This is a genomic window from Gemmatimonadota bacterium (genome assembly GCA_026706345.1).
Lineage (GTDB): Bacteria > JAAXHH01 > JAAXHH01 > JAAXHH01 > JAAXHH01 > JAAXHH01.
The window spans coordinates 14,796-33,757 of the sequence record JAPOYX010000223.1 but is presented as its reverse complement, the minus strand read 5'-3'; the positions used below and the strand labels follow the sequence as shown (position 1 = coordinate 33,757).

General features: G+C 62.5%; 19 protein-coding genes and 1 riboswitch. Of the genes, 2 read left to right on the top strand and 17 right to left on the bottom strand.

The features are described from left to right. From OXG98_15930 to OXG98_15920, 3 genes are all read right to left on the bottom strand, one after another. Nucleotides 1-785 (bottom strand): Gfo/Idh/MocA family oxidoreductase (locus tag OXG98_15930; GenBank protein ID MCY3773496.1); only part of this gene is annotated, 785 nt, incomplete at its 3' end. Nucleotides 786-834: 49 nt separating this feature from the next. Continuing rightward, nucleotides 835-1,164 (bottom strand): cyclic-di-AMP receptor, encoded by a 330-nt coding sequence (locus OXG98_15925; GenBank protein ID MCY3773495.1) that lies wholly within the window; start codon nt 1,162-1,164, stop codon nt 835-837. Nucleotides 1,165-1,190: 26 nt separating this feature from the next. Beyond that, on the bottom strand, nt 1,191-2,537 hold the full coding sequence (locus OXG98_15920; GenBank protein ID MCY3773494.1) for an aspartate aminotransferase family protein: 1,347 nt from the start codon (nt 2,535-2,537) through the stop codon (nt 1,191-1,193). 130 nt (nt 2,538-2,667) lie between these two features. Here OXG98_15920 and OXG98_15915 point away from each other — a divergent pair, with 130 nt between their 5' ends. Both OXG98_15915 and miaA read left to right on the top strand, forming a co-directional pair. After that, a complete protein-coding gene (locus OXG98_15915) occupies nt 2,668-3,471 on the top strand; it encodes a polysaccharide deacetylase family protein (protein MCY3773493.1) in 804 nt (267 codons plus the stop codon). Beyond that, complete coding sequence (miaA, locus tag OXG98_15910) at nt 3,468-4,436, top strand: tRNA (adenosine(37)-N6)-dimethylallyltransferase MiaA (GenBank protein ID MCY3773492.1); 969 nt, start codon at nt 3,468-3,470, stop codon at nt 4,434-4,436. The genes OXG98_15915 and miaA overlap by 4 nt, the downstream gene beginning before the upstream one ends. Here the strand turns inward: miaA and OXG98_15905 are convergent. From OXG98_15905 to OXG98_15840, 14 genes are all read right to left on the bottom strand, one after another. Further along, nucleotides 4,425-6,248: a T9SS type A sorting domain-containing protein gene (locus tag OXG98_15905; protein ID MCY3773491.1), complete on the bottom strand. Its 1,824-nt coding sequence runs from the start codon at nt 6,246-6,248 to the stop codon at nt 4,425-4,427. The two genes, miaA and OXG98_15905, sit on opposite strands and share 12 nt — an antisense overlap. 114 nt (nt 6,249-6,362) lie before the next feature. Continuing rightward, nucleotides 6,363-6,674 (bottom strand): hypothetical protein, encoded by a 312-nt coding sequence (locus tag OXG98_15900; GenBank protein ID MCY3773490.1) that lies wholly within the window; start codon nt 6,672-6,674, stop codon nt 6,363-6,365. Nucleotide 6,675: 1 nt separating this feature from the next. Continuing rightward, nucleotides 6,676-7,050, bottom strand: a complete 375-nt coding sequence (locus OXG98_15895) for a redoxin family protein (GenBank protein ID MCY3773489.1) — start codon at nt 7,048-7,050, stop codon at nt 6,676-6,678. A gap of 151 nt (nt 7,051-7,201) precedes the next feature. Next, entirely contained in the window at nt 7,202-7,852 is a 651-nt protein-coding gene (locus tag OXG98_15890) for a thiamine phosphate synthase (GenBank protein MCY3773488.1), read from the bottom strand. Nucleotides 7,853-7,861: 9 nt separating this feature from the next. Next, nucleotides 7,862-8,641: a thiazole synthase gene (locus tag OXG98_15885; protein ID MCY3773487.1), complete on the bottom strand. Its 780-nt coding sequence runs from the start codon at nt 8,639-8,641 to the stop codon at nt 7,862-7,864. A 134-nt stretch (nt 8,642-8,775) separates the two neighbouring features. Continuing rightward, on the bottom strand, nt 8,776-8,976 hold the full coding sequence (gene thiS, locus OXG98_15880) for a sulfur carrier protein ThiS (GenBank protein MCY3773486.1): 201 nt from the start codon (nt 8,974-8,976) through the stop codon (nt 8,776-8,778). After that, complete coding sequence (gene thiO, locus OXG98_15875; protein ID MCY3773485.1) at nt 8,960-10,117, bottom strand: glycine oxidase ThiO; 1,158 nt, start codon at nt 10,115-10,117, stop codon at nt 8,960-8,962. Before thiO ends, thiS begins: the two co-directional genes overlap by 17 nt. Before the next feature lie 54 nt (nt 10,118-10,171). Continuing rightward, a riboswitch (TPP riboswitch) is annotated at nt 10,172-10,268 on the bottom strand. Between the two features lie 181 nt (nt 10,269-10,449). Further along, the gene (locus OXG98_15870) at nt 10,450-12,639 is read right to left on the bottom strand and encodes a hypothetical protein (protein ID MCY3773484.1); all 2,190 of its coding nucleotides are present in this window, start codon (nt 12,637-12,639) and stop codon (nt 10,450-10,452) included. Between the two features lie 183 nt (nt 12,640-12,822). After that, nucleotides 12,823-14,184 carry a TolC family protein gene (locus tag OXG98_15865; protein MCY3773483.1) on the bottom strand — a complete coding sequence of 454 codons (1,362 nt, stop codon included), beginning with the start codon at nt 14,182-14,184 and terminating at the stop codon, nt 12,823-12,825. Between the two features lie 163 nt (nt 14,185-14,347). Beyond that, complete coding sequence (locus tag OXG98_15860; protein ID MCY3773482.1) at nt 14,348-15,487, bottom strand: MucB/RseB C-terminal domain-containing protein; 1,140 nt, start codon at nt 15,485-15,487, stop codon at nt 14,348-14,350. 10 nt (nt 15,488-15,497) lie between these two features. Further along, nucleotides 15,498-15,989, bottom strand: coding sequence for a zf-HC2 domain-containing protein (locus OXG98_15855; protein MCY3773481.1), 492 nt, complete (start codon nt 15,987-15,989; stop codon nt 15,498-15,500). Between the two features lie 9 nt (nt 15,990-15,998). Further along, on the bottom strand, nt 15,999-16,670 hold the full coding sequence (locus OXG98_15850; GenBank protein MCY3773480.1) for a sigma-70 family RNA polymerase sigma factor: 672 nt from the start codon (nt 16,668-16,670) through the stop codon (nt 15,999-16,001). A gap of 118 nt (nt 16,671-16,788) precedes the next feature. Further along, nucleotides 16,789-17,856 carry a tetratricopeptide repeat protein gene (locus OXG98_15845; protein MCY3773479.1) on the bottom strand — a complete coding sequence of 356 codons (1,068 nt, stop codon included), beginning with the start codon at nt 17,854-17,856 and terminating at the stop codon, nt 16,789-16,791. 162 nt (nt 17,857-18,018) lie between these two features. After that, nucleotides 18,019-18,951 (bottom strand): PmoA family protein, encoded by a 933-nt coding sequence (locus OXG98_15840; protein MCY3773478.1) that lies wholly within the window; start codon nt 18,949-18,951, stop codon nt 18,019-18,021. Between the last annotated feature and the right edge of the window lie 11 nt (nt 18,952-18,962).

Genomic DNA, 18,962 nt, shown 5'->3' with positions numbered 1-18,962 from the left:
TCCTGCGGGGGGCGGGGCAGGACGAGCGTGCCCTCGGTCCCGTGGATGTCGATACGATACGGATTCTCGATACCGTCTCCCGCGAAGGATTCGAATTCCGCGTTGAACCCGTCGAACTGGTAATGGGCCCACATGCCATTGCCCGCCGAGGTTCCCATGCCGAACAGCCCTTCTTTCCGGTCGGACGGGCGGGCCGGGCGGCCGTCCTGGGTTATGATCGCCTGGCACCACGACGGTTCGCCGAAGAGCTGCCACAGGAAATCGAAGAAATGGGGATAGAGATCGATGAACCACTGGTCTCCCCCGTTTTCGCCGCCGAAACCGTACATGCGGGCCCATCGCGGCGCCCCGATCCCGCCCTCCCGGATCATGGGGATGGCCTGGCGCTGGATTTCCTGCCGTCCCCGCCAGGGGTGGGCCATGATCAGTAGGACGCCGGCCCGGTCGCAGGCCTCCAGCATGCTGTCCACTTCGGCCGGGGTACGCGCCAGCGGTTTTTCTACGTATATATGGACACCCTGTTCGGCGGCGGCCAGCGCCATGGCGAGATGGTTGCTCATCTCGTGGGTGGCCAGGACGACGATGTCCAGCTGCTCCTTTTCCAGCATTTCCTCATACCGGGCATAACCCTTCACCGCGCCCGTACGTTGTATCGCCTCGCCGCGTCCCTTCTCGTCCGGATCGGCCAGGGCGGCGATTTCGGCGCCCTCCACGCCCACGAAGGCCTGGTCCAGGGAATGTCCGTAGTCTCCGCAGCCGGTGTGTCCGATGATACCGATTTTCAATGCGATGCTCCTGTTCCGTTTCAGCCTGGTAAAGGGGTAGGGGCCGGGATCAGACGACGACCATGCGTTCGGCCTGGATGATGAACACCTGCGCGCCGCCCACCATGGTCGTTACCGCCTCGCCCAGCCCGAGCGCGTCGAGATGGGTGCCGATCTGCGCGACGTCGATGGCTTCCTCCCGGGCGTGGCAGTGGTTCTGGATGAGTTCAAGCACGGGAGGTACCCGCTCGTCGTCCACCCCGATCAACAGGGTGACGTTGCCGGCGCGCAGGAACCCGCCCGTGCTGCCGATCTCGGTGAATCTGAAATCGTTGTCGATCAGTGCATCGGAAAGATGCCGGACGTCCCTTTTGTTGACGATTGCGATAAGGAGTTTCATGGCGCGCCTCCTGGTCCTGTGTCCTTTCACGCCGTAACCGATTCGATGGCATCTCCGGCTACGTTAATCATCCGATCCAGCTCTTCGGCGGTGACGACGAAAGGGGGAGCGAAGTTGACGCTGTCTCCCCGGCAACGGGTATAGACGCCGTTTTCGAGCATCTTCTTCACGATGCGTCCACCGACCTTCAACGCGGGATCGTAGGGTTTCCGGGATGCGGGGTCCTCCACCACCTCCACGGCGGCCATCAGCCCGATGCCGCGGATGTCGCCCACGTGCGGCAGCGTCCGCAATGACCGCAGGCCGTCCATGAGCTTCTCGCCCATGACCCTGCTTCGTTCAATAAGCCCTTCGTGCTCCAGGAGATCCAGATTCGCCAGTCCGACGGCGCAGCAGGTCGGATGCCCGGAATAGGTGAAGGAATGGTTCCATTTCCGGTCCTCCGGGGCGTTCTGGATGCAGTCGTGAATCTCGTCCTTCACGATGATGCCCCCGAGGGGCACGTACCCGCTGGTGACCCCTTTGGCGAAGGAGATGATGTCGGGTACGATGTTCCAGTGGGACACGCCGAACCAGTGGCCGATGCGGCCGAACCCTGTGATCACCTCGTCGGCGATCAGGAGCACGTCGTGCTTCGTGCAGATCTCCCGGACCCTGGGCCAGTAGTCCTCCGGCGGCACGATGACGCCCGACGCGCCCATTACGGGTTCTCCGATGAACGCGGCCACCGTGTCGGGGCCTTCCCGCAGAATCGCGTCCTCAAGCGCCCGGGCGCTGGCCTCGCCGCATCCTATGCCCGGTTCCGCCGGCCTGTAGTGGTAGGGATAGGGCGCGTCGATGTGGACGTATCCCGGAAGGCTGGATGCGAAGTTATCCCAGTAGACTTCCAGGCCGGTGGCGTTCATGGCGCCTATGGTCACGCCGTGGTAGGCGTGTCTCCTGGAGATGATCTTGGTCTTGTCCGGCCGGCCGGCCCGTTGCCAGAAATACCGCGCCGTCTTGATCGCGCTGTCGTTGGAAACGGCGCCGCCGGACGTGAAAAAGGTATGATTCAGCGGCCCCGGCGCCCGTTCCTTCAGGCGGTTGGCGAGGCGTACGGCCGGGATGTTCGTCGCCCCCGCGTAGCAGGAAAAGAACCCCAGCTCGGCGATCTGGGCCGCGGCGGCCTCGCCCAGTTCGCGGCGCCCGTGGCCGACGTTGACGTTCCAGAGGCTCGAAAGCCCGTCGATGTAGCGGTTGCCTTCTATATCGAAAAGCGTGGATCCCTCGGCACGGACACAGATCAACGGCTCGCCGTGATCGATGCCGTGTTGCAACGGATGGATCAGGTATGCGTCGTCCCTCAGCAGTTGCTTGCGGTCGCCGTAGGTCATTGCGTAGTACTTTCTGTCGTATGAGTTTCGGGAAGGAGCTATTGGGAAATTGACAGGGTGCCGGGCACCGGTTATGGTATATTATACGGAGCGCATGGCTTACAATCAAGATGAATGAAAGGGAGCGTCCATGTCCGGCGAGCACCCCAGTCCCTGGCGGGATGGATACGAAGGCGCCGTGTCGCTGACCTTCGACGACGGGATGCGGTCCCAGCTCGACCGGGCCCATCCGATCCTGGCTGAAAACGACCTTCGCGGCACGTTCTATGTCAATCCCCGGGGACCGGACTGGCGCGGCCTTCTGGCGCCGTGGAAAGCCGTGGCGGAAGCCGGTCACGAGGTGGGCAACCATACCGTGAACCATCCCTGTTCCTGCGCGTTCAAGGAGACCCGCGCCGACTGCCTGGAGACGATGACCCTCGACGACATGGAGTGGGAGATCGGAGAAGGCAGGCGGCGGATATCCGAAGCCATCCCCGAACAGGCGGACTTCACCTTCTGCTATCCCTGCTACCATGCTCATGTGGGCGAGGGACCGGACCGCCGGAGTTACGTGCCTGTCGTCGCCCGGCACCATGCCGCCGGCCGCGGCAAGGGAGACTTCGCGAATCACCCCCTGACCGCCGACCTGCACCACCTCTATTCCTTCCCCGTGGAGCGCCAGGCCCGCTCCGAGATGATCGGTCTGGTCGAGGAGGCAATGAATCAGGGACAGTGGACCGTGTTGACCTTTCACGGGATCTCGGAAGGGCATCTGTCCGTGACGGAGGCCGATTTCAGCGGGCTGTGCGGCTATCTTCGGGAACACCGCGACCGTATCTGGACCGCGCCGGTCGTAGCCGTCGCCCGGGCGGTGCGCGACTGGCGGTCCGCCGTGTCGAAGCGGTCCAAGCGGACCGGGGGACCCGCGGCAGGCGACCGGAACGAATCGTGACCTCCCGTCCGATGCGTTCCGATGCTGCCGATACCCGTCCCATACCGGTTCTCGTGGGTCCCACCGGCGTCGGCAAGACCGCCGTGGGTATTGAGCTGGCCCGGCGGTTCGGCGCGGAAATCATCTCGGCGGATTCCCGCCAGATATACCGGTACATGGATATCGGTACGGCCAAGCCCACTGCGGATGAGCAGGCCGCGGCGCCCCATCACCTCATCGACATTGTCGACCCGGACGTGCGGTTCAGCGCCGGCGAATACGGCCGCCGGGCCCGAAAAGCGATCCGCGAACTTGCGGACCGGGATGTGCCGGCCCTTGTAGTCGGAGGCGCGGGGCTGTACATAAAGGCGCTTGCCGGCGGCCTGTTCGACGCGCCGGCGATACCGAGGGAGCTCAGGCAACGCCTGACGGCCGGATACCGGTCAGCGACCACGGCCGAGCTCCACGGACGGCTGAGCGCAGTCGATCCAGCGGCCGCCGCGCGCATAAATGCGAACGACCGGCAACGGATCGAAAGGGCGCTGGAAATCCACGACGCGACGGGCGCGACCCTGACGTCCTGGTTCGAACGGTCCGGTCAATCCCGGCGCCTCGGGGTGCGCCTGATCGGACTGGAGCGGGCACGCTCCGCCCTGTACGCGCGGATCGACAACCGGGTCGACCGGATGATGGAATCGGGTTTCGAGGAGGAGGTCCGCGGCCTGATGGATCGGGGGTATGGCGCCGGGACCCATGGCCTGTCTACGTTCGGATACGCGGAAATACTGAGGTGCATCCGCGGCGAACTGGACGGAGGCACCGCCGTTTCGATCATCCGGCAACGGTCTAGGCAGTACGCGAAACGCCAGATGACCTGGTTCAGACAGACGGATGGTATTGGTTGGATATCCGTGGAGGACGGGGAGAATCCGCGGGATACCAGCGAGAAGATCATCCGGGCATTCCCGAAGCTTCTATCTCAGTAAAAGCAGTTTCCTGGTAACTTCCGACCCACCCGCCGATCCTCCCGTCGTCATACGGCAGAAATAGACCCCGCTGGCTACTCGACTGCCCCCATCGTCCCTGCCGTCCCAGGTCGTGGTAAATGTCCCCGGGGAATGGGGGCCGTCCACCAGCGCGCGGACCTTCCTGCCCAGTACATTGTACAGGGTGAGGGACACTTCCCCCGGCTGACCGACTTCGTACCGGACGGTGGCGGGTCCGTCGCTCATGTAAAAAGGATTCGGAAACGTGGTGAGAGACGCTGCGATCGGGCGGCCAGCCTGGCCGCTGCCTGGGAGACCGGGATCGAAGGTCGCCGTATAGGCGTACTCGAAGCCGGCGCCGGTGCGTTCAAGCGAAGCCACCACGAGCATGACGGTTTCGTACCGCGTCCAGTCGGGTACTTCGATGGTGACGCTTCCCCTGGTCGCGGGGACCGTCACGACCGTGTCCACCGCGCCGCTGCCCGCCACGGAGACCCCCCATTCCCCGGATATGCCCGTGAATTCGATGCGGATCCCTCCGCTAAGGGAGGGATCCGGGACGAACCCTATGTAGTTTGCCCCGAGGTGGTCCGGATAACGGTTAGCGGGGATCCGGGGGCCGTCGAACCGGTACGAGGCGGCGTCGCGCGGGAGTACTGGCTCGTTCAGGGCATGCAGGCCGCTCAGTTCGACCAGGGGATAGGAGGCGCCTTCTTCGTAGAACCGGTCCGCGTTGGCCCGGCTCTCGGTAAAGACGTTCCACGTGGTGAATTCCTGGAAGGCGGACGCCAGATCGCTTCCGACGCTCCGCAGCCCGTCGTCGATGGCGTCCAGCGCGTGTTCCGTCGCGGACCGTTCCCAGATGCTTCGGATCAGATCCCTGTCGTGCCGCTTCTCCAGGAACAGCGGCCAGAGCACTCCCGCGTATTCATGCTCCCCGTTCGAGGTATCCAGCGCAATCCATGGTTCGGTAAGGAAACCGCTGAACGACGGCAGGTAGGTCAGGTAATCGTCGACGTCGTCATAGACCTGTTCTTCGATCCACACGGCACTTTGTTCCAGCCAGAAAGCCGCTTCTCCGGCATCGTAGCCGAACTGCGCGGCGTGGAAGTACTCGTGGGCGACCGTGATCCGCAGCAGGTCCAGCGCCTTCTCCACCGTGCTCCGGGACTCGGCGAAATCGTTATCCACGACGATGTACGAAGGAAGCGACGCGCCGGCCACGACCGCTTCCGGGCGGGTGTAGCCACTGAACTGACTTGGGAGATCGGAAATATAGACGTCGTATAACCCATCTCCGCCATCGTCCGAATCCATCGCCTCGTATTGATCGTGATACCGATAGTCCTCGGGCGGCGGACGGTAACCCAGTTCTTCCACGATGACGCGGCGGGATTCTTCCAGGAACGCCGCGCAGTGCCGGACATATTCGGGAACCGTGCCAGTGCCCGCGTCATCCAGTTCCGGCCAGCCCGCACCGGGCCGGTCTGCCGTCGTGGTGACGTACCAGATTTTGAAATGTCCGCCGGGGCTGACGTAGTATTCGGGCGCGACCGTGTAGGAATGGCCCAGGTCGTCCGTGCGATCCCCCTCGCCTGGCACGGTGGGCCGGCCCACCGTCACCTGGTCGGGACGATGGGGCCTGGCGGCAAGCCCACCCGGCAGAGCGTGGACGTATGGATGGACGTGCAACGTTCCGCACCGTTGCGTGGACGGCGCCTGGGCAAAAACGCCGGTGTGGGTGACCGCACCGGCGATAAAGGTCAGGAAAAGACACTTGAAGCACGTAAAGGCTGTAAAACTACGATCCATGACATTCGGCCGGGGCGTCATGATCCGCCGGCCAGCAGAAGGACGGGATGATACATAGCGTCTTAATGCACCACAAAAACGATCATGCGCGGAGGACTCGAATCGTCCCGGTGATCAGCTTCCCGCTGCCTCCTCGCGCTGGTGTTTAGGTGGAATGGGGAAACGCTCCGCGTAGTGGGACAGATCCTTGCCCGCGATCAGGTCTTCCAGGATATCGTCGTGCTTGTCCCAGTGCTGATCGTTGGGGTGGACGTCCAGCTTGATGCGTCCCTCGCTGTCGATCAGGTAGGTGACGGGAATCCCGTAGCGCTGGTTGGTCTTGGCCCGGAACTGGCGTTCCCAGTAGCCTCGGAAGTCGAAAAGGGAGGACGCGCTGGTCATATAGTAGGCGATGACTTCTTCGTTCCGCGCTGCGATCCCGGCCATTTTATCCGGATCGTTTTTCTCCGATTCGTCGGAAGGACGAACCAGCCTGGCCGCTTGAAGACCCTGCCTGAATTCCTCCAGTCCGGGGTGAATAGTCAGGAAGCGGGCTCGAATCAAGTAGAAAAGGTTCCGCGTCCCTGATGCAGGGCGGGCACCACCAGGCCCAGAAGTTCACGAACAGGGGCCTGCCCCTGAAGTCCTCCAGGGTAACCTTCGATCCATCCATGGCGTATACTTCGAAGTTCGGCGCCGTATGGCCGATCTCGGTGCCGATGGCCTCGCTGCTGACGACCTCGGCTTCCTCCTCGACGGGCGTCCCGCTGCATGCGATTCCGACCGCTCCGGCAAGCAGGCCCGTCACCAGGACCGTTCGCATCGTTTCTGTCCATAAGCGCCGCATACGTTACCTCACTTTGGGATCAAGTAAGCAGAAGGCTGCTGGGGTATTCGGAATGTTGATGGTTCGGGGGGTAACTTCGGTAAGTTTACCGGAATTGTCAACAACTATTTTGTACGCCACGGGACGGTCACAGGCCGCCCAGTGCCTTTTCGAACGCGCCAACCGCCACGGGTATGTCCGGCCGGGACAGCACGGCCGAGATGGCCGCGACGCCGTGGGCGCCCGCTTCCAGGCATTCCTTCGCGCGGTCCGGAGTCACACCGCCCAGGGCAAACACGGGGATCGACACCGCGCGGACCGTTTCCGACAGCGCCCGCAGTCCCTGGGCCGGACCGTAGGCGGCCTTGGACGGCGTGTCGTATACCGGGCCGAAGGTGATGAAGTCGACCCCTTCCGCTTCCGCCTCCCGCGCCGCTTTCAAGCTGTGTGTCGAACGGGCGACCAGCGTACCCTCCGGCAGACGGTCGCGTACCGCCCGGACCAGGCGGACCATGCGGGCCAGGCGGACCGGCATACTCCGTTCGGGCAAATGAACGCCCTGGGCCCCACAGGCCGCGGCGACCTCCAGATTGCCGTTGACCATCATAAGGGGGCGGCATTCGCCGAGTTCCTCCCGCACCTTACGGGTCAACATCAGCAGGTCGGGCGTATCCAGGTCTTTCTCCCTGATCTGGATCGCTCGGACACCCGCGCGGCAGGCCTGACTCAACGCCGAGGCGAGCGATCGTCCGGCGCACCGGGTTCGATCGCTGATCAGATAGAACCTGAAGTCTACCATGCAGTACTACTACGTGGACGAATGGATCACACCACTCAGCGGACTGGAAGCGGACGCATAGGCCTTCATGGGTATCCGGCCCGCCTCGTAGGCAAGGCGTCCGGCTTCTACGGCCTTGCGCATGGCGACGGCCATTTTTACCGGATCCCGCGCTCCGGCCACGCCGGTATTCATCAGTATGCCGTCGCAGCCCAGTTCCATGGCGACGGAGGCGTCGGAGGCCGTCCCGACCCCCGCGTCGACGATGACGGGAACCTGGCTGTTCTCGACGATGATGGCGATATTGTGGGGGTTGCGTATGCCCAGCCCGGAACCGATGGGCGCGGCGAGGGGCATGACGGCGACGCACCCCGCGTCTTCGAGTTTCTTGCAGACGATGGGATCGTCGATGGTATAGGGCATGACGTTGAATCCCCGGTCGACCAGGACGCGCGCGGCTTCCAGCGTGGCCTCGTTATCGGGAAACAGGGTCTTTTCGTCACCGATGACTTCGAGCTTGACGGTATCGGTGCCCAGCGCCTCCCGCGCCAGTTCGCAGGTCAGCACGGCGTCGCTCGCCGTATAGCATCCGGCCGTGTTGGGCAGCAACTCGTAACGGCCCCGGTCGATATAGTCGAGCAGCGATTTCCCCGAGGGATCGTCCAGATCGATCCGGCGGATGGCCACGGTGACCATGTCCGTGCCGCTGGCCTCGAAGGATTCCCGCATCCGTTCGAAGTTCGCGTATTTGCCCGTACCGAGTATCAAACGGGATTCCAATTCCAAACCGCCTATTTTCAGGGCGCCCATGATCATCGCTCCTTTTCCCCGGCCTGTCCGGGGTCGCAGTGCGTATCAGATTCCAGGTTTCATCATAATTCATCTCGGCTTTACGGAGTTGCGCGCGGGTCCGAGCGGGCGCGCGGGCGGGATGGATCCGGCGGTCATCCACCCGCGACCGCGCGAATCACCTCGACCACGTCGCCATCGCAAAGCGTGGTCTTTCCGTGTTCCCTTCTCGGGACAACCGCTCCGTTAAGCGCAACTGCGGTCCCTTCGGAAGACACGCCCAGGTCCTTCAGCAAGGCGGCGATGGACACGTTTTGCGGCAGTTCCCGGGATGTCCCGTTAACGGTTACGATCATCTTTCGCCTCTCCGGTGCCAGCCGGGTAAAACCGATCGGGCAGAAAGGGTCTCATGACGGGAGGGACCCTGTCGTGCAGGACTGCTTCGGCGATCAGGTCTCCGGTCAGCGGCGCCAGAAGTATGCCGTTCCGCCCGTGCCCCGTGGCCGCGAACAGGCCCGGCGTCCCCGTGGCGCCGAGCACGGGCCATCCGTCCCGCGCCACCGGCCGCAGTCCCGACCAGGTGGATTCCAGCGGACAGGATTCCAGCCCTGGCGCAAGTTCCAGCGCTCCTCGGAACAACCGCAGGACGCCGCCCAGGGTGACTTCGTTTCGAAATCCGGCCTCCTCTACGGTAGCGCCGACGATCAGCCGCCCGTCCGAGCGGGGAACCAGGTAGACTTCGCTGGTGAAGATCGTATGCCTGAATGGCGGAACGGGGCCTGCCCGCAGTGAGAGTATCTGCCCGCGCACCGGGCGAACGGGGATGCGATGCGTGGGCGAAACGCCATCGAGGTAGCGCGACCGGCAGCCCATGGCGATTACCAACGTCGGCGCGTTCCACAGGCCGTCCGTCGTATCCACCCCGGCGACACGGTGGCCGTCCAGCACGATCTTCCGCGCAGTGACGCCTTCCCGGACCACACCACCGTGCAGACGGACCGACTTCGCCAGCGCCGTAACGACGTCCCGGTTTTCCACCTGGTGATCGGCCGGATAGCGCAGGGCCATGTGGATCCGGTTCGAAAGATTCGGCTCGAGGCGTCTCGCTTCCCGGACGGTCAGCCGCACTACAGATACGCCATTCTGGCGGTGCCGTTCATATCGCGTCTCCAGCCGGGCCTGTCCCCTGTCACTCAACGCCGGATAAATCATCCCGGTCGAATTGTAATCGATCGGGCAGCCGGTTTCTTCCCTGAGCGATTCGATGAAGCCCGCGTATCGTTCCAGCCCGGTCCTGCACAGGACGAAATAAGGATCATCGGGTTCATCGAATTCGCAGTGCGGCGCCAGCATGCCCGCGGCGGCCCAGGACGCCCCGCGGCCGGTCCGATGCTGTTCCAGTACCGTGACGGCGCTGCCGGAGAGACACAGCCGTCTCGCCACGGCCAGACCGATAATCCCGCCGCCGATGACCACGATGTCCGATCGCTGCGCCACGGGATCCCGCCACTTCCTCACCGGCAAAGAAAAAAGGCCGCTTCTTCTCGAAACGGCCGCGGTCAGCCGTTTCCCTACGCTGGCATAACCCAGGTCAGGTTCGAAGGGTCGTGATTCTCAGGCTCACGAAGAGCCGCCCCTAACGGTAACAGGAAGTGTAAGGAAAGCGGACGGCCGTGTCAACGGATTCTTCCATGAACGCGAGCCGCGGTTCCGCCGGGTCGTCGCCCCGGCCGCTGTGGCCCGGTCTGCTGTGAACCCGGCCTACCGGGGCGACGGTCTACCGGGGCGACGGATGATCCGTCGATGCGCTTTCGAAGCGGTACGGATAGTCAGATCATCCCGGTGTAACGACGCACCAGCCATTCCGCCGCGAGCAGGCCGACGAGCAGAATCAACACGGCGGGATGGTTCCATAACGTGAAGGTGCGCGTCTCTTGTACAGTTATTTCGTCCAGGTCGATATCCTCAGCCATGCGTTCAGTTTCCGACGGGAAGTAGAATTTCCCACCCGTCATGTCGGCCAGTTGGACGAGAAGCTCCCGGTTCATGCGCGTTCTTTCGAATTCGGCCCCGGTCTCGCCCACGACGAATCCCCCCCCGTCCGTGCCCATGGGCCGGCCGTTCAAAGCGGCGGTCGCTTCGAACGAGTAAGCGCCCGCGGGCAGGAACTGAAGACGTCCCGCGTACCGACCAAAACCCTGCGCCGTCGAAGAGAGCTCCAGTTGGAGTGCGTCCGCGTCTTCCTGTCCAGATCGAACCGTGACGGACACGTCGGCCTGTTCGACCGGCCGGTAGTTTTCATCGTAGATCTGTCCGTCGAAGCGAATCGTTTCACCGTCCCGGTACTGAAGTTTGTCCGAGGCGACCCGGATTCTGCGACTGCCCTCCCGCACGGTGATCCACCTGACGGCATTGTTCCAGAATCTTTCGTACGCCGCGTTGGTGCCGCCGCTTCCCCACATCATAAGGTCCCAGTGCCACAGACCGTGGGCGGCTATGCCGAGTACTCTGCCCTGGCCGTAGCGATGCTCGGCGATGACCGGAGCATCCGCTCCTTCGGCTTGCCACGTTGGATTCCTGGCAAGTACCGTCGCGCCGGGTTTCGCGCGCCCGGCCTGGTTCATTTCGGGCAGGGGCGGCAGTTCGTTCCAGCGCCGTTCCGATTCGGCCGGGTCGTCATCCAGGCGAGTGATCGGATGCATGCTGCCGTCAGCCGTCAGGACCGGGACGAAGGTTTTCCCGGTCATGCCTCTTGCCGCCGCGGCGATTCCGAAGGGCATCATTTTCCCGACGGGCGTTCCGGCGTAACCGCCCATTTCAAAGCTGCGCGGACCACCGAACGCGATCAATCCACCGCCCCTTTTCTCGACGAAAGACACGAGAAAGTGCGCCCACGGCCGGATGCGTTCATAGTCCACGCTGCCCAGTATGACGAGGTCGTAAGAAAACCAATCCATCCGGGAAGCGGGCATCGGCTCGGGATAGGTTGCACCGTCGGGCCGGAACACGATGCTGGTCACCTCCAGACTGGCGTCCTTTTCCAACGTGCGCCTCAGAAATCCCATGTCGGCCCGGGGGGCGCCCTCGACGTACAGTACGCGCAACCCGGATTTCAACACCTTGATCGTAAAAACACGACGGTTGTTTCTCGCCGTGATCTCTCCATCCAACTCGGGGACTTCCACCTGGTATCGATGTACTCCGACCGTGTCGGGAACGACGTGGAAAACCACGGTCCGATCCCCCTCCCGCCCATCCAGCGTGATCTCTTCGCTCCGCAGGACCCGGGTTCCTTCCCGCAGTGTCACGGGCACGCGCACCCGGTCGTATCCTCGTCCGCTTACGACGACTTCCACGGGCACGTTGCTTCCGGCGTACACCACTTCATTGACCGTAAGATGGGAAACGCCGATATCCCTTACGCCCATCGTGTCGCCGATCCCCACCGTGTACAGGGGCAGATCGAGACCCTCTGCGACCCGGAGGGGATCGCGCCCGACGGTGAAGTTTCCGTCGGAGACCAGGATGGCGGCGGCGAAGCGGCCTGCACGGGAACCGTTTTCGAGAAAGGAAAGCGCGGCGCCGATGTCGGTGCCCGCGCCGTCGGTCGGCAGGGAGTCGGCTTCGCTCCCGGACAGAGGGGACAGGTCCTCCGCGAACCGATAGCGGTGGACCCGGTGACGGGTCTCCATGGTCTTCAGCGCGTCACCGGACAAGACGGCGGCGAGGGTTTCGTTCCGTCCGCCCAGGCGGTCCGAAAGCCCCATGCTGGCCGAGGTATCGACGAGTACGGCCACACCGGGGGGTTCGATTCTTTCCAGCAGCATGCGTGAAGCGGGTTCGCTGAGCATCGCCAGCAGCACGGCGGCGGCGGCGATCCGCAGACTGACGAGCCCCCAGGCAACGGTCGGCGATACCAGGGTGAAGAGCCGCCGGGAGATCCCGTAGATCAGGATGCAGGCGAGGAGGAAAGCGACGAGAATCCAGGTGAGGGAATCCGCTTGGAAATCCAGGGACATGCAGGGGTTCCGGTGGCTGGCCCGGCATATGTGACGAACCGGACAGAAACAGTTGACATCCCCTTCTTATAGTTTTCTCGTGCGCAATTCAAGCATTTAAACCCGGCATCCACGCCGGACCACGCCGTTCGATCAGGTCTACGGATGGCGTGCCCCGTGACGACGTCATTGGTTGGACGGCATTCACTTCCCCAGGGCGCCGTCCAGCGTGGCCTGGGCGATCAAGTAGTCATATTGCGCGCCGGCCAGGTCGGATTTCGCCCGCGCCAGGGCTTCCTGCGCGTTAAATACGTCGAGCAGCGTACCGGAACCCACCCGATATCGTTCCTCCGCCAGTCGCAGGCTTTCTTCCGACGCCGCGATGTTGTCGCCGCTGAGCGCGATGACCTCTCTGGCCGTATCCAGGTCGAGCAGCGCGCGTCTGATCGTGAGCGACGTAGTCCTGCGGGTCTGGCGCAGCGTTTCCTCCGCGATCAACTGCTGCGTCTGCGCCTGCGAAATATCGGCATAGGTCTGCGTGCCGTTCAGGATCGGCATGCTGAGATTCACATTGAAGGACAGGCGCCAGTTCTTGTCATAGGTGCCGTAGACGTCCTGGAAACGAACGCCCGACCGGCTGTACCCTACGGAGCCGGATATCGTCGGCCAGAGTCCACCCCGGGCCATCTTGGTCCCGAGCATCGCGGAACGGATGCCGCCCTCGTCCCGCTGGATGGCGGGATTGGTAAGGTCGGCCATCCGAAGCGCGTCCGGTAAGGCCATGGACGCCGCCGTATCGAGCGACCCGCCTTCCAGGGGATCTGCGATCCGGAACGCCTCGCTGGAACCGATACCCATGACGTTGGCCAGTTCGGCCCGGGCCTGCAAAACCGCATTCTCCTGGTTTCGCAGATTGATGCGTGCGCCGCCGAGGTTCGCCCTGGCCCCCAGTACGTCGACCCGGGCTACAGAGCCGATCTCGTACATGCTCTGGGACCGTCGAAGCTGCTCTTCGTTCAGGCGGACGTTTTCTTCCGCTACTTCCCTGAGCCGCATGGCACGCAGCAGGCTGTAGTACCGGGTTTTCACGTCCACGGTGACCTGGTTTTCGGTATTTACCTGCCCCAGTTTCTCGTTGTCTACGAGCTGCCGGTCGCGCCGGATCGTGTTCCAGTTCCTGCCGCCGTTGTACAGATTCATGCGCAGGAAGACGTTGTTACTATAGTTCGTCCGGGTGCTGCCCGGCGCTTCGCGGAGCACGACACCCTCGACGATGACCGGGGTATCACCTGAAGTCGTCCGATTCGCGTTCACCAGGTTGGCGGTCAGCTGGGGCATGACCCCCGTATAGGAACCGAAGACGGCGGCCTGCCGAACTTCCACCTGCTTCCGGGCGATCTCGATCTGGGGATTGTTCTCCAGCGCGATCCGAATGCACCGGTCCAGCGTGTACAGATCGCCCGCACCGGGACCGGATCCGGGGTTCTGCCCATACGCCGGCGCCCCGTGGGTGAGCAGGCCGGCAGACATCAGGACGGCCCAGCAGATCGTGTTTCGCATCATCATGGCTTATCTCCTTGTTTCGATGGTAGACGAAGTTTCCTTTCAAGTATTAGACGGATTTACGACCGAAATCCCGCGCAACAGATCAATATATCTGTTAGACCACAGACGGAATGGAAGGTTTCCGGGTTATTGCGGAGAAGGAAGAGGGGAAGGCGTGCTTCCGTCACATGCGGCGTCGCCAGAGTACCCACAGGCCGACCGCGAGGATTCCCGCGCCCGCCCCGATCCACGGGGAATAGCCTGTGGGAGAGGGGGATGCGGCGACCGCCGGCTTGATCGTGCAAAGCGAGGTGAGCAGTTCGACGGACTCGCTGACGGCCACGTCGCCGATGACGGTGAAGAGCTTTCCGTCGTAGTGGCGACGCAGAATGGAGTAGGGGCCGCGCTCCCACACGCGGACGTCGCCATGCAATTCGGGCGTACCCCTGGGAGACTTGTGCGACGCGTCGGAGGAAGCGATCCGCTGGAAGAGCGAGATGCGCGAAAGGCCGTCGCTGTACATGAAATGCACGAGCGGCTGGCCGTGATGCTGCGTGACGCGGCGTTGCTGCAGGGTGAATCCCGGAGGAATGTAGACCGGGGCGTTCAGCTTGAAATCCGCTTCCTTCTGCACTTCGCTGATGGAACCGCAGGCAATGACCTGGTTGGTTTCGACGGACTTGCCCGTCCATTCCTCTGTGGCGAAGAGGTCCGGCGGGATTAGCGGATCCTTTTCGAATTCCGTCAGGAAGAGCTCCTCGACGAGCACGCCGGCTTCGTTGCGTTCTTCCGTTCGCATCACGAGGCCCGTCTCCTCGTCGATCCACGCCGTCATGGTCATTCTCCCCGGATGACGGGGCTTGAAAGCCAGGACGGCCACTGGACGGTCGAGAAGCCGGTCTGCGCCGGTAACTTCGAGTTCGTAATTGGTCTGAAGCAGGTCGAGACTGCTGAACTCCAGGTTCATATCGAGCACGTTGGAGTTCGACTGGCGGCGGTGCGAATAGAAGAGCGAGTCCCCCGTGGCCTTCCGCCGGTATATGTCGTCGTCCACGCGGATGATGACCTCGCGGATCCGGCCTTCAGAATCGGGGATGTCGATGCGGTCCCGGTCAGGCCGCTGATGGATTATCTTCTGCACGTAGCGGGTGGTGTCCCCCGCTGCGTTGAACCGCTGTTTCGTCATGGTGGCGCGGTAGCTGACCCGGGCCGGAGCTTCCATGATCTTCTGGTAGGTCACATCCGGATCGACACCGCGGACAGGAAAAGGACTCGAAAGACAGACCGCCGCAACGAAACACAGGAATACAGGTCGAAACCACATCTCGTATCGCCTATTCCTTGTAGTTGACCATGACGGAACCCAGGGTACCGCTGGTGAAGACGCTCTGATCCTCGATCAGGGCGTGCTCCTGCAGGATGAAGAACATATCGTCGTTCGCAAGCGTCCGCTGGACGGCGGGCGTCTCGACCGGCTTCATCGACTCCCAGATCAGGCCGCCGGCCGCCAGCAGCAGCGTGGCCGCCACCGCAATGTATTGCCGGGGGTGATTTCGATGCGCCGGGTCCCTTCTTTTCAGGCCCGGCACCATGTGGGCATGGGTCGTGCCCTCCAGAACCGCGGTCTGGACTTCCGCCACCGCGACCGCCGCGGGCTTCTCGCGGCGGCAACAGCGCAACATGCCCCGGACGGACTGCAATCCGCGCAATTCCCGGGCACAGTCGGGACAGGATTCGATGTGCCGCGCGATTTCGGCGACTTCTTCATTGCCGCACATGCGCTCCAGGTAGCGCGTAAGCCTCTTTTTTACATGGGTGCAGTTCATGGCCTGTTCCTAGAGATCCAGGTATCCGGTCAGTCGTTTGGACAGCAGGCGCTTCAGCTTGAGCCGTCCGTGATGCAGCCGGGACATCACCGTGCCTTCGGGACACTGGAGGATTTCCGCGATCTCCTTGTGCGAGAGGCCCTCCAGGTCGAACAGAACGACAACGGTCCGGTGCCGCTCCGACAGGGTATCCAGCGCGGCCATGATGGACCGCCTTAATTCGTCGTTCTCGAGCACTTCGTGCGGGGTCTTCTCGGAAGAGGCCAGATTAGCGACCAGAAACTGTTGACCGGCGCTGCCGTTCCGCGTGCCGTAATCCGAAAAGGAGAACATGCGGCGACGGGCTTCCCGCTTGCGATAGTTGATGCACTTGTTGATCAGTATGCGGTAGAGCCAGGTCGAAAACCTGTACTGCGTGTTGAACCGTTCCAGCGTTCTAAACACTTCGAAGAACGCGTCCTGGACGAGATCGCGTGCGTCATCGTGGCTCGCAAGCATCTGGTACGCCACGGAATACGCTTTCTCGCTGTAACGCCTCGTCATTTCGTCGAAGGCCGGGCCGTCTCCCGCTTTGGCCCGTTCCATCAACCCGCGTTCTTCCTCGCGCCGGTCTTCGCCGGCGCCGCGCGCGGTGGCTGTCTTCCGTTCCTCTGCCGAATGCACTTGGTTCACGGTGTTCATTCGGTTACAGACCCTCCTGATCCTTTCCATCGTCCCCTGAAGTTAAACCCGTATACATCTGAAAACCCTTTATCTTCACAATTCAGGTCGAGAAACAACCTTAAATCGGTTTCGAAGACTACGCCAGGCTGATTTCATTGGATTTTCGATACATCTCGAGCGCCTTGTCGACCTGTCTGTCTTTATCGTAGATCATACCGAGATACCGGTACGCCAGGCCATTGTCCGGTTCATGACGAAGTACGGTCTCGAAGTGCTCGATCGCTTTCGCGTGTCGTTCGACGTGGCAGTACGCCTTGCCGAGCTGGAGGTATACTTCGGTCTTCGTCCGGTCCGTCTCCAGCGCGCGCGTGAGCATCCTGATCGCAGCGTCGTAGGATCCGATGGTGATGTAAAGTACGCCGAGCTGGTAGCAGGCCTGGAAAGAAGGCGGGTCGTATTCCAGGGCGCGACACAGGTCTGCCCTGGCCTCGTCGTACTGTCCCGTCTCGGCGAACAGCACTGCCCGGTTGACCAGCGTGTCCACATGGCTGGGATCGTTCTGCAGCGCGCGGTTGTATTGCTGCAGAGCGGTTTCCTGGTTTCCGGTACAGTAGAACATCCTGCCCAGGCTGCCTAGCGCGGTGGTGTGCCCCGGATTCTTTTCGAGTATGCGTCCGTACTGCTGAATCGCCTGTTCGAATTTGCCTTTATCCGCGAGGATTTCCGCCCTGGACAGCATGGCGGAGAGGTCTCTGCGCGCATCATCGATAGGCCTGCTCGCCTGGTCGGCCGGCTCCTCCGGAATATGCTCTTCGGGACCTGGGGATTGTTGCGCAACGGTGTTCTTCAGCGTATCGAAGGGAACAAAATGAGGTATATCGCGGCCGCTCAGGGGCATTTCCACGTTGATATTCAGATCGCGGGCCATGCGCGCTTTCCTGTTCTTCACGTTGAACGAGCCGAAATGGCGCAACATCACCCGTTCGTCCCGGGACAACGCCTCGGTGACCTCAGATAAGAACTCGTTCAGCACGGCGGAGACCCTGCGCCTGGACACCTGGGTTCTGGAGGCCACTTCGCCTACTAACGTTTCTCTGTTCATCGATGCTCCGGTCAGTATGGCCAGGGTAAGGAAAAGTCCTTGTCGCCGTCTGGATCCCCTCCCGGAGGATCCGTTCCGCCGGGAAACGAAGACGGCCGGCAATGTTACCGGAAAGATACGATTTCAAGCGAACATTCGCAACATCAGGCTGTGCGCCGTATTTGACGTGTTACCCAAAATCGGACGGTTGCGACCGCATGTCAAGCAAGAACGAAGGGGTTGTGCGCACATCGCCCCTGTCTGCGCGACAGCGAGAGGCCGGCGCTACGCTGGAGAACGCTCGTCCGACTCCGCCAGGTAGGTCCGGTAAAGATCTTCGATTTCCCTTTGATCGAGCACATCGTCAAGTACGAGGAATCCGTAACGGAGATGAAGACTGTCCGAAGCGTCAAGAAACAGGTCTCCCTCCATGAGCGGCCCCGTGCCAAGAAGGTTGCGGCGGGTGAACCAGTTCACCGGGTGGCGGAGGTTTCGCGGATGGTCCATCATGACGACCATGCCTCCGCCCGCGCCCGCCGCGGCGACCCACCGGTCCCGCGTCCCCATGATGGATTCGTGTCCGCTGCGCCCGCTGCCGCTCGTATGAAACGCATCGGCAAACGGCGGGCCCATTCGCAGGACCATTCCGCTGTATCGCGCCGCGCGCGAGGCCCCGAAAGTGATTGCTCCCACGATGGGTTCCATCACCGATTCGATGAGCCAGAGGCAGCCCGGGGGATTGGCCGTCTCGAGGAAGTCGAATCGGCGTTTTTCCTTGATCACCGGATGGTCGCCGCGGTCCAGCCAGGTGAGTTTTTCTTCAATGGCGACGCCGTTTTCGAGATCAGATACGGAGGTGAATTCATCGTGGCGCTGCACGCCGTGGCTGTTCGGAACGGGCACGTACTTTCCTTCGTCGGGCAGGTACCAGGAACCTCCCCAGAAATTGGTGTCGTTGACGTGCACCCAACCGAAATACAGTCCTGTGTGCCAGGTGTGGTCCTCGGGGCGATATTCGGTAATCAGACCGCCGGAGGGCGTGAAAACGGGATGAAAACAGGGTTTGGGCGACTCATCCCTGGGCAGTTGGCCGGTCGCGGTGTCGTACCGGGCGAGCAACTTGCGGTCCGCCTGGCCCGCATAGACTTCGAAGCCCTTCCCTTCGTTGACTTCGAGACGAAGATGGCTTAGGTTTCTTTCGAACGTGTCACGCGTCATGTCTGGCGCCG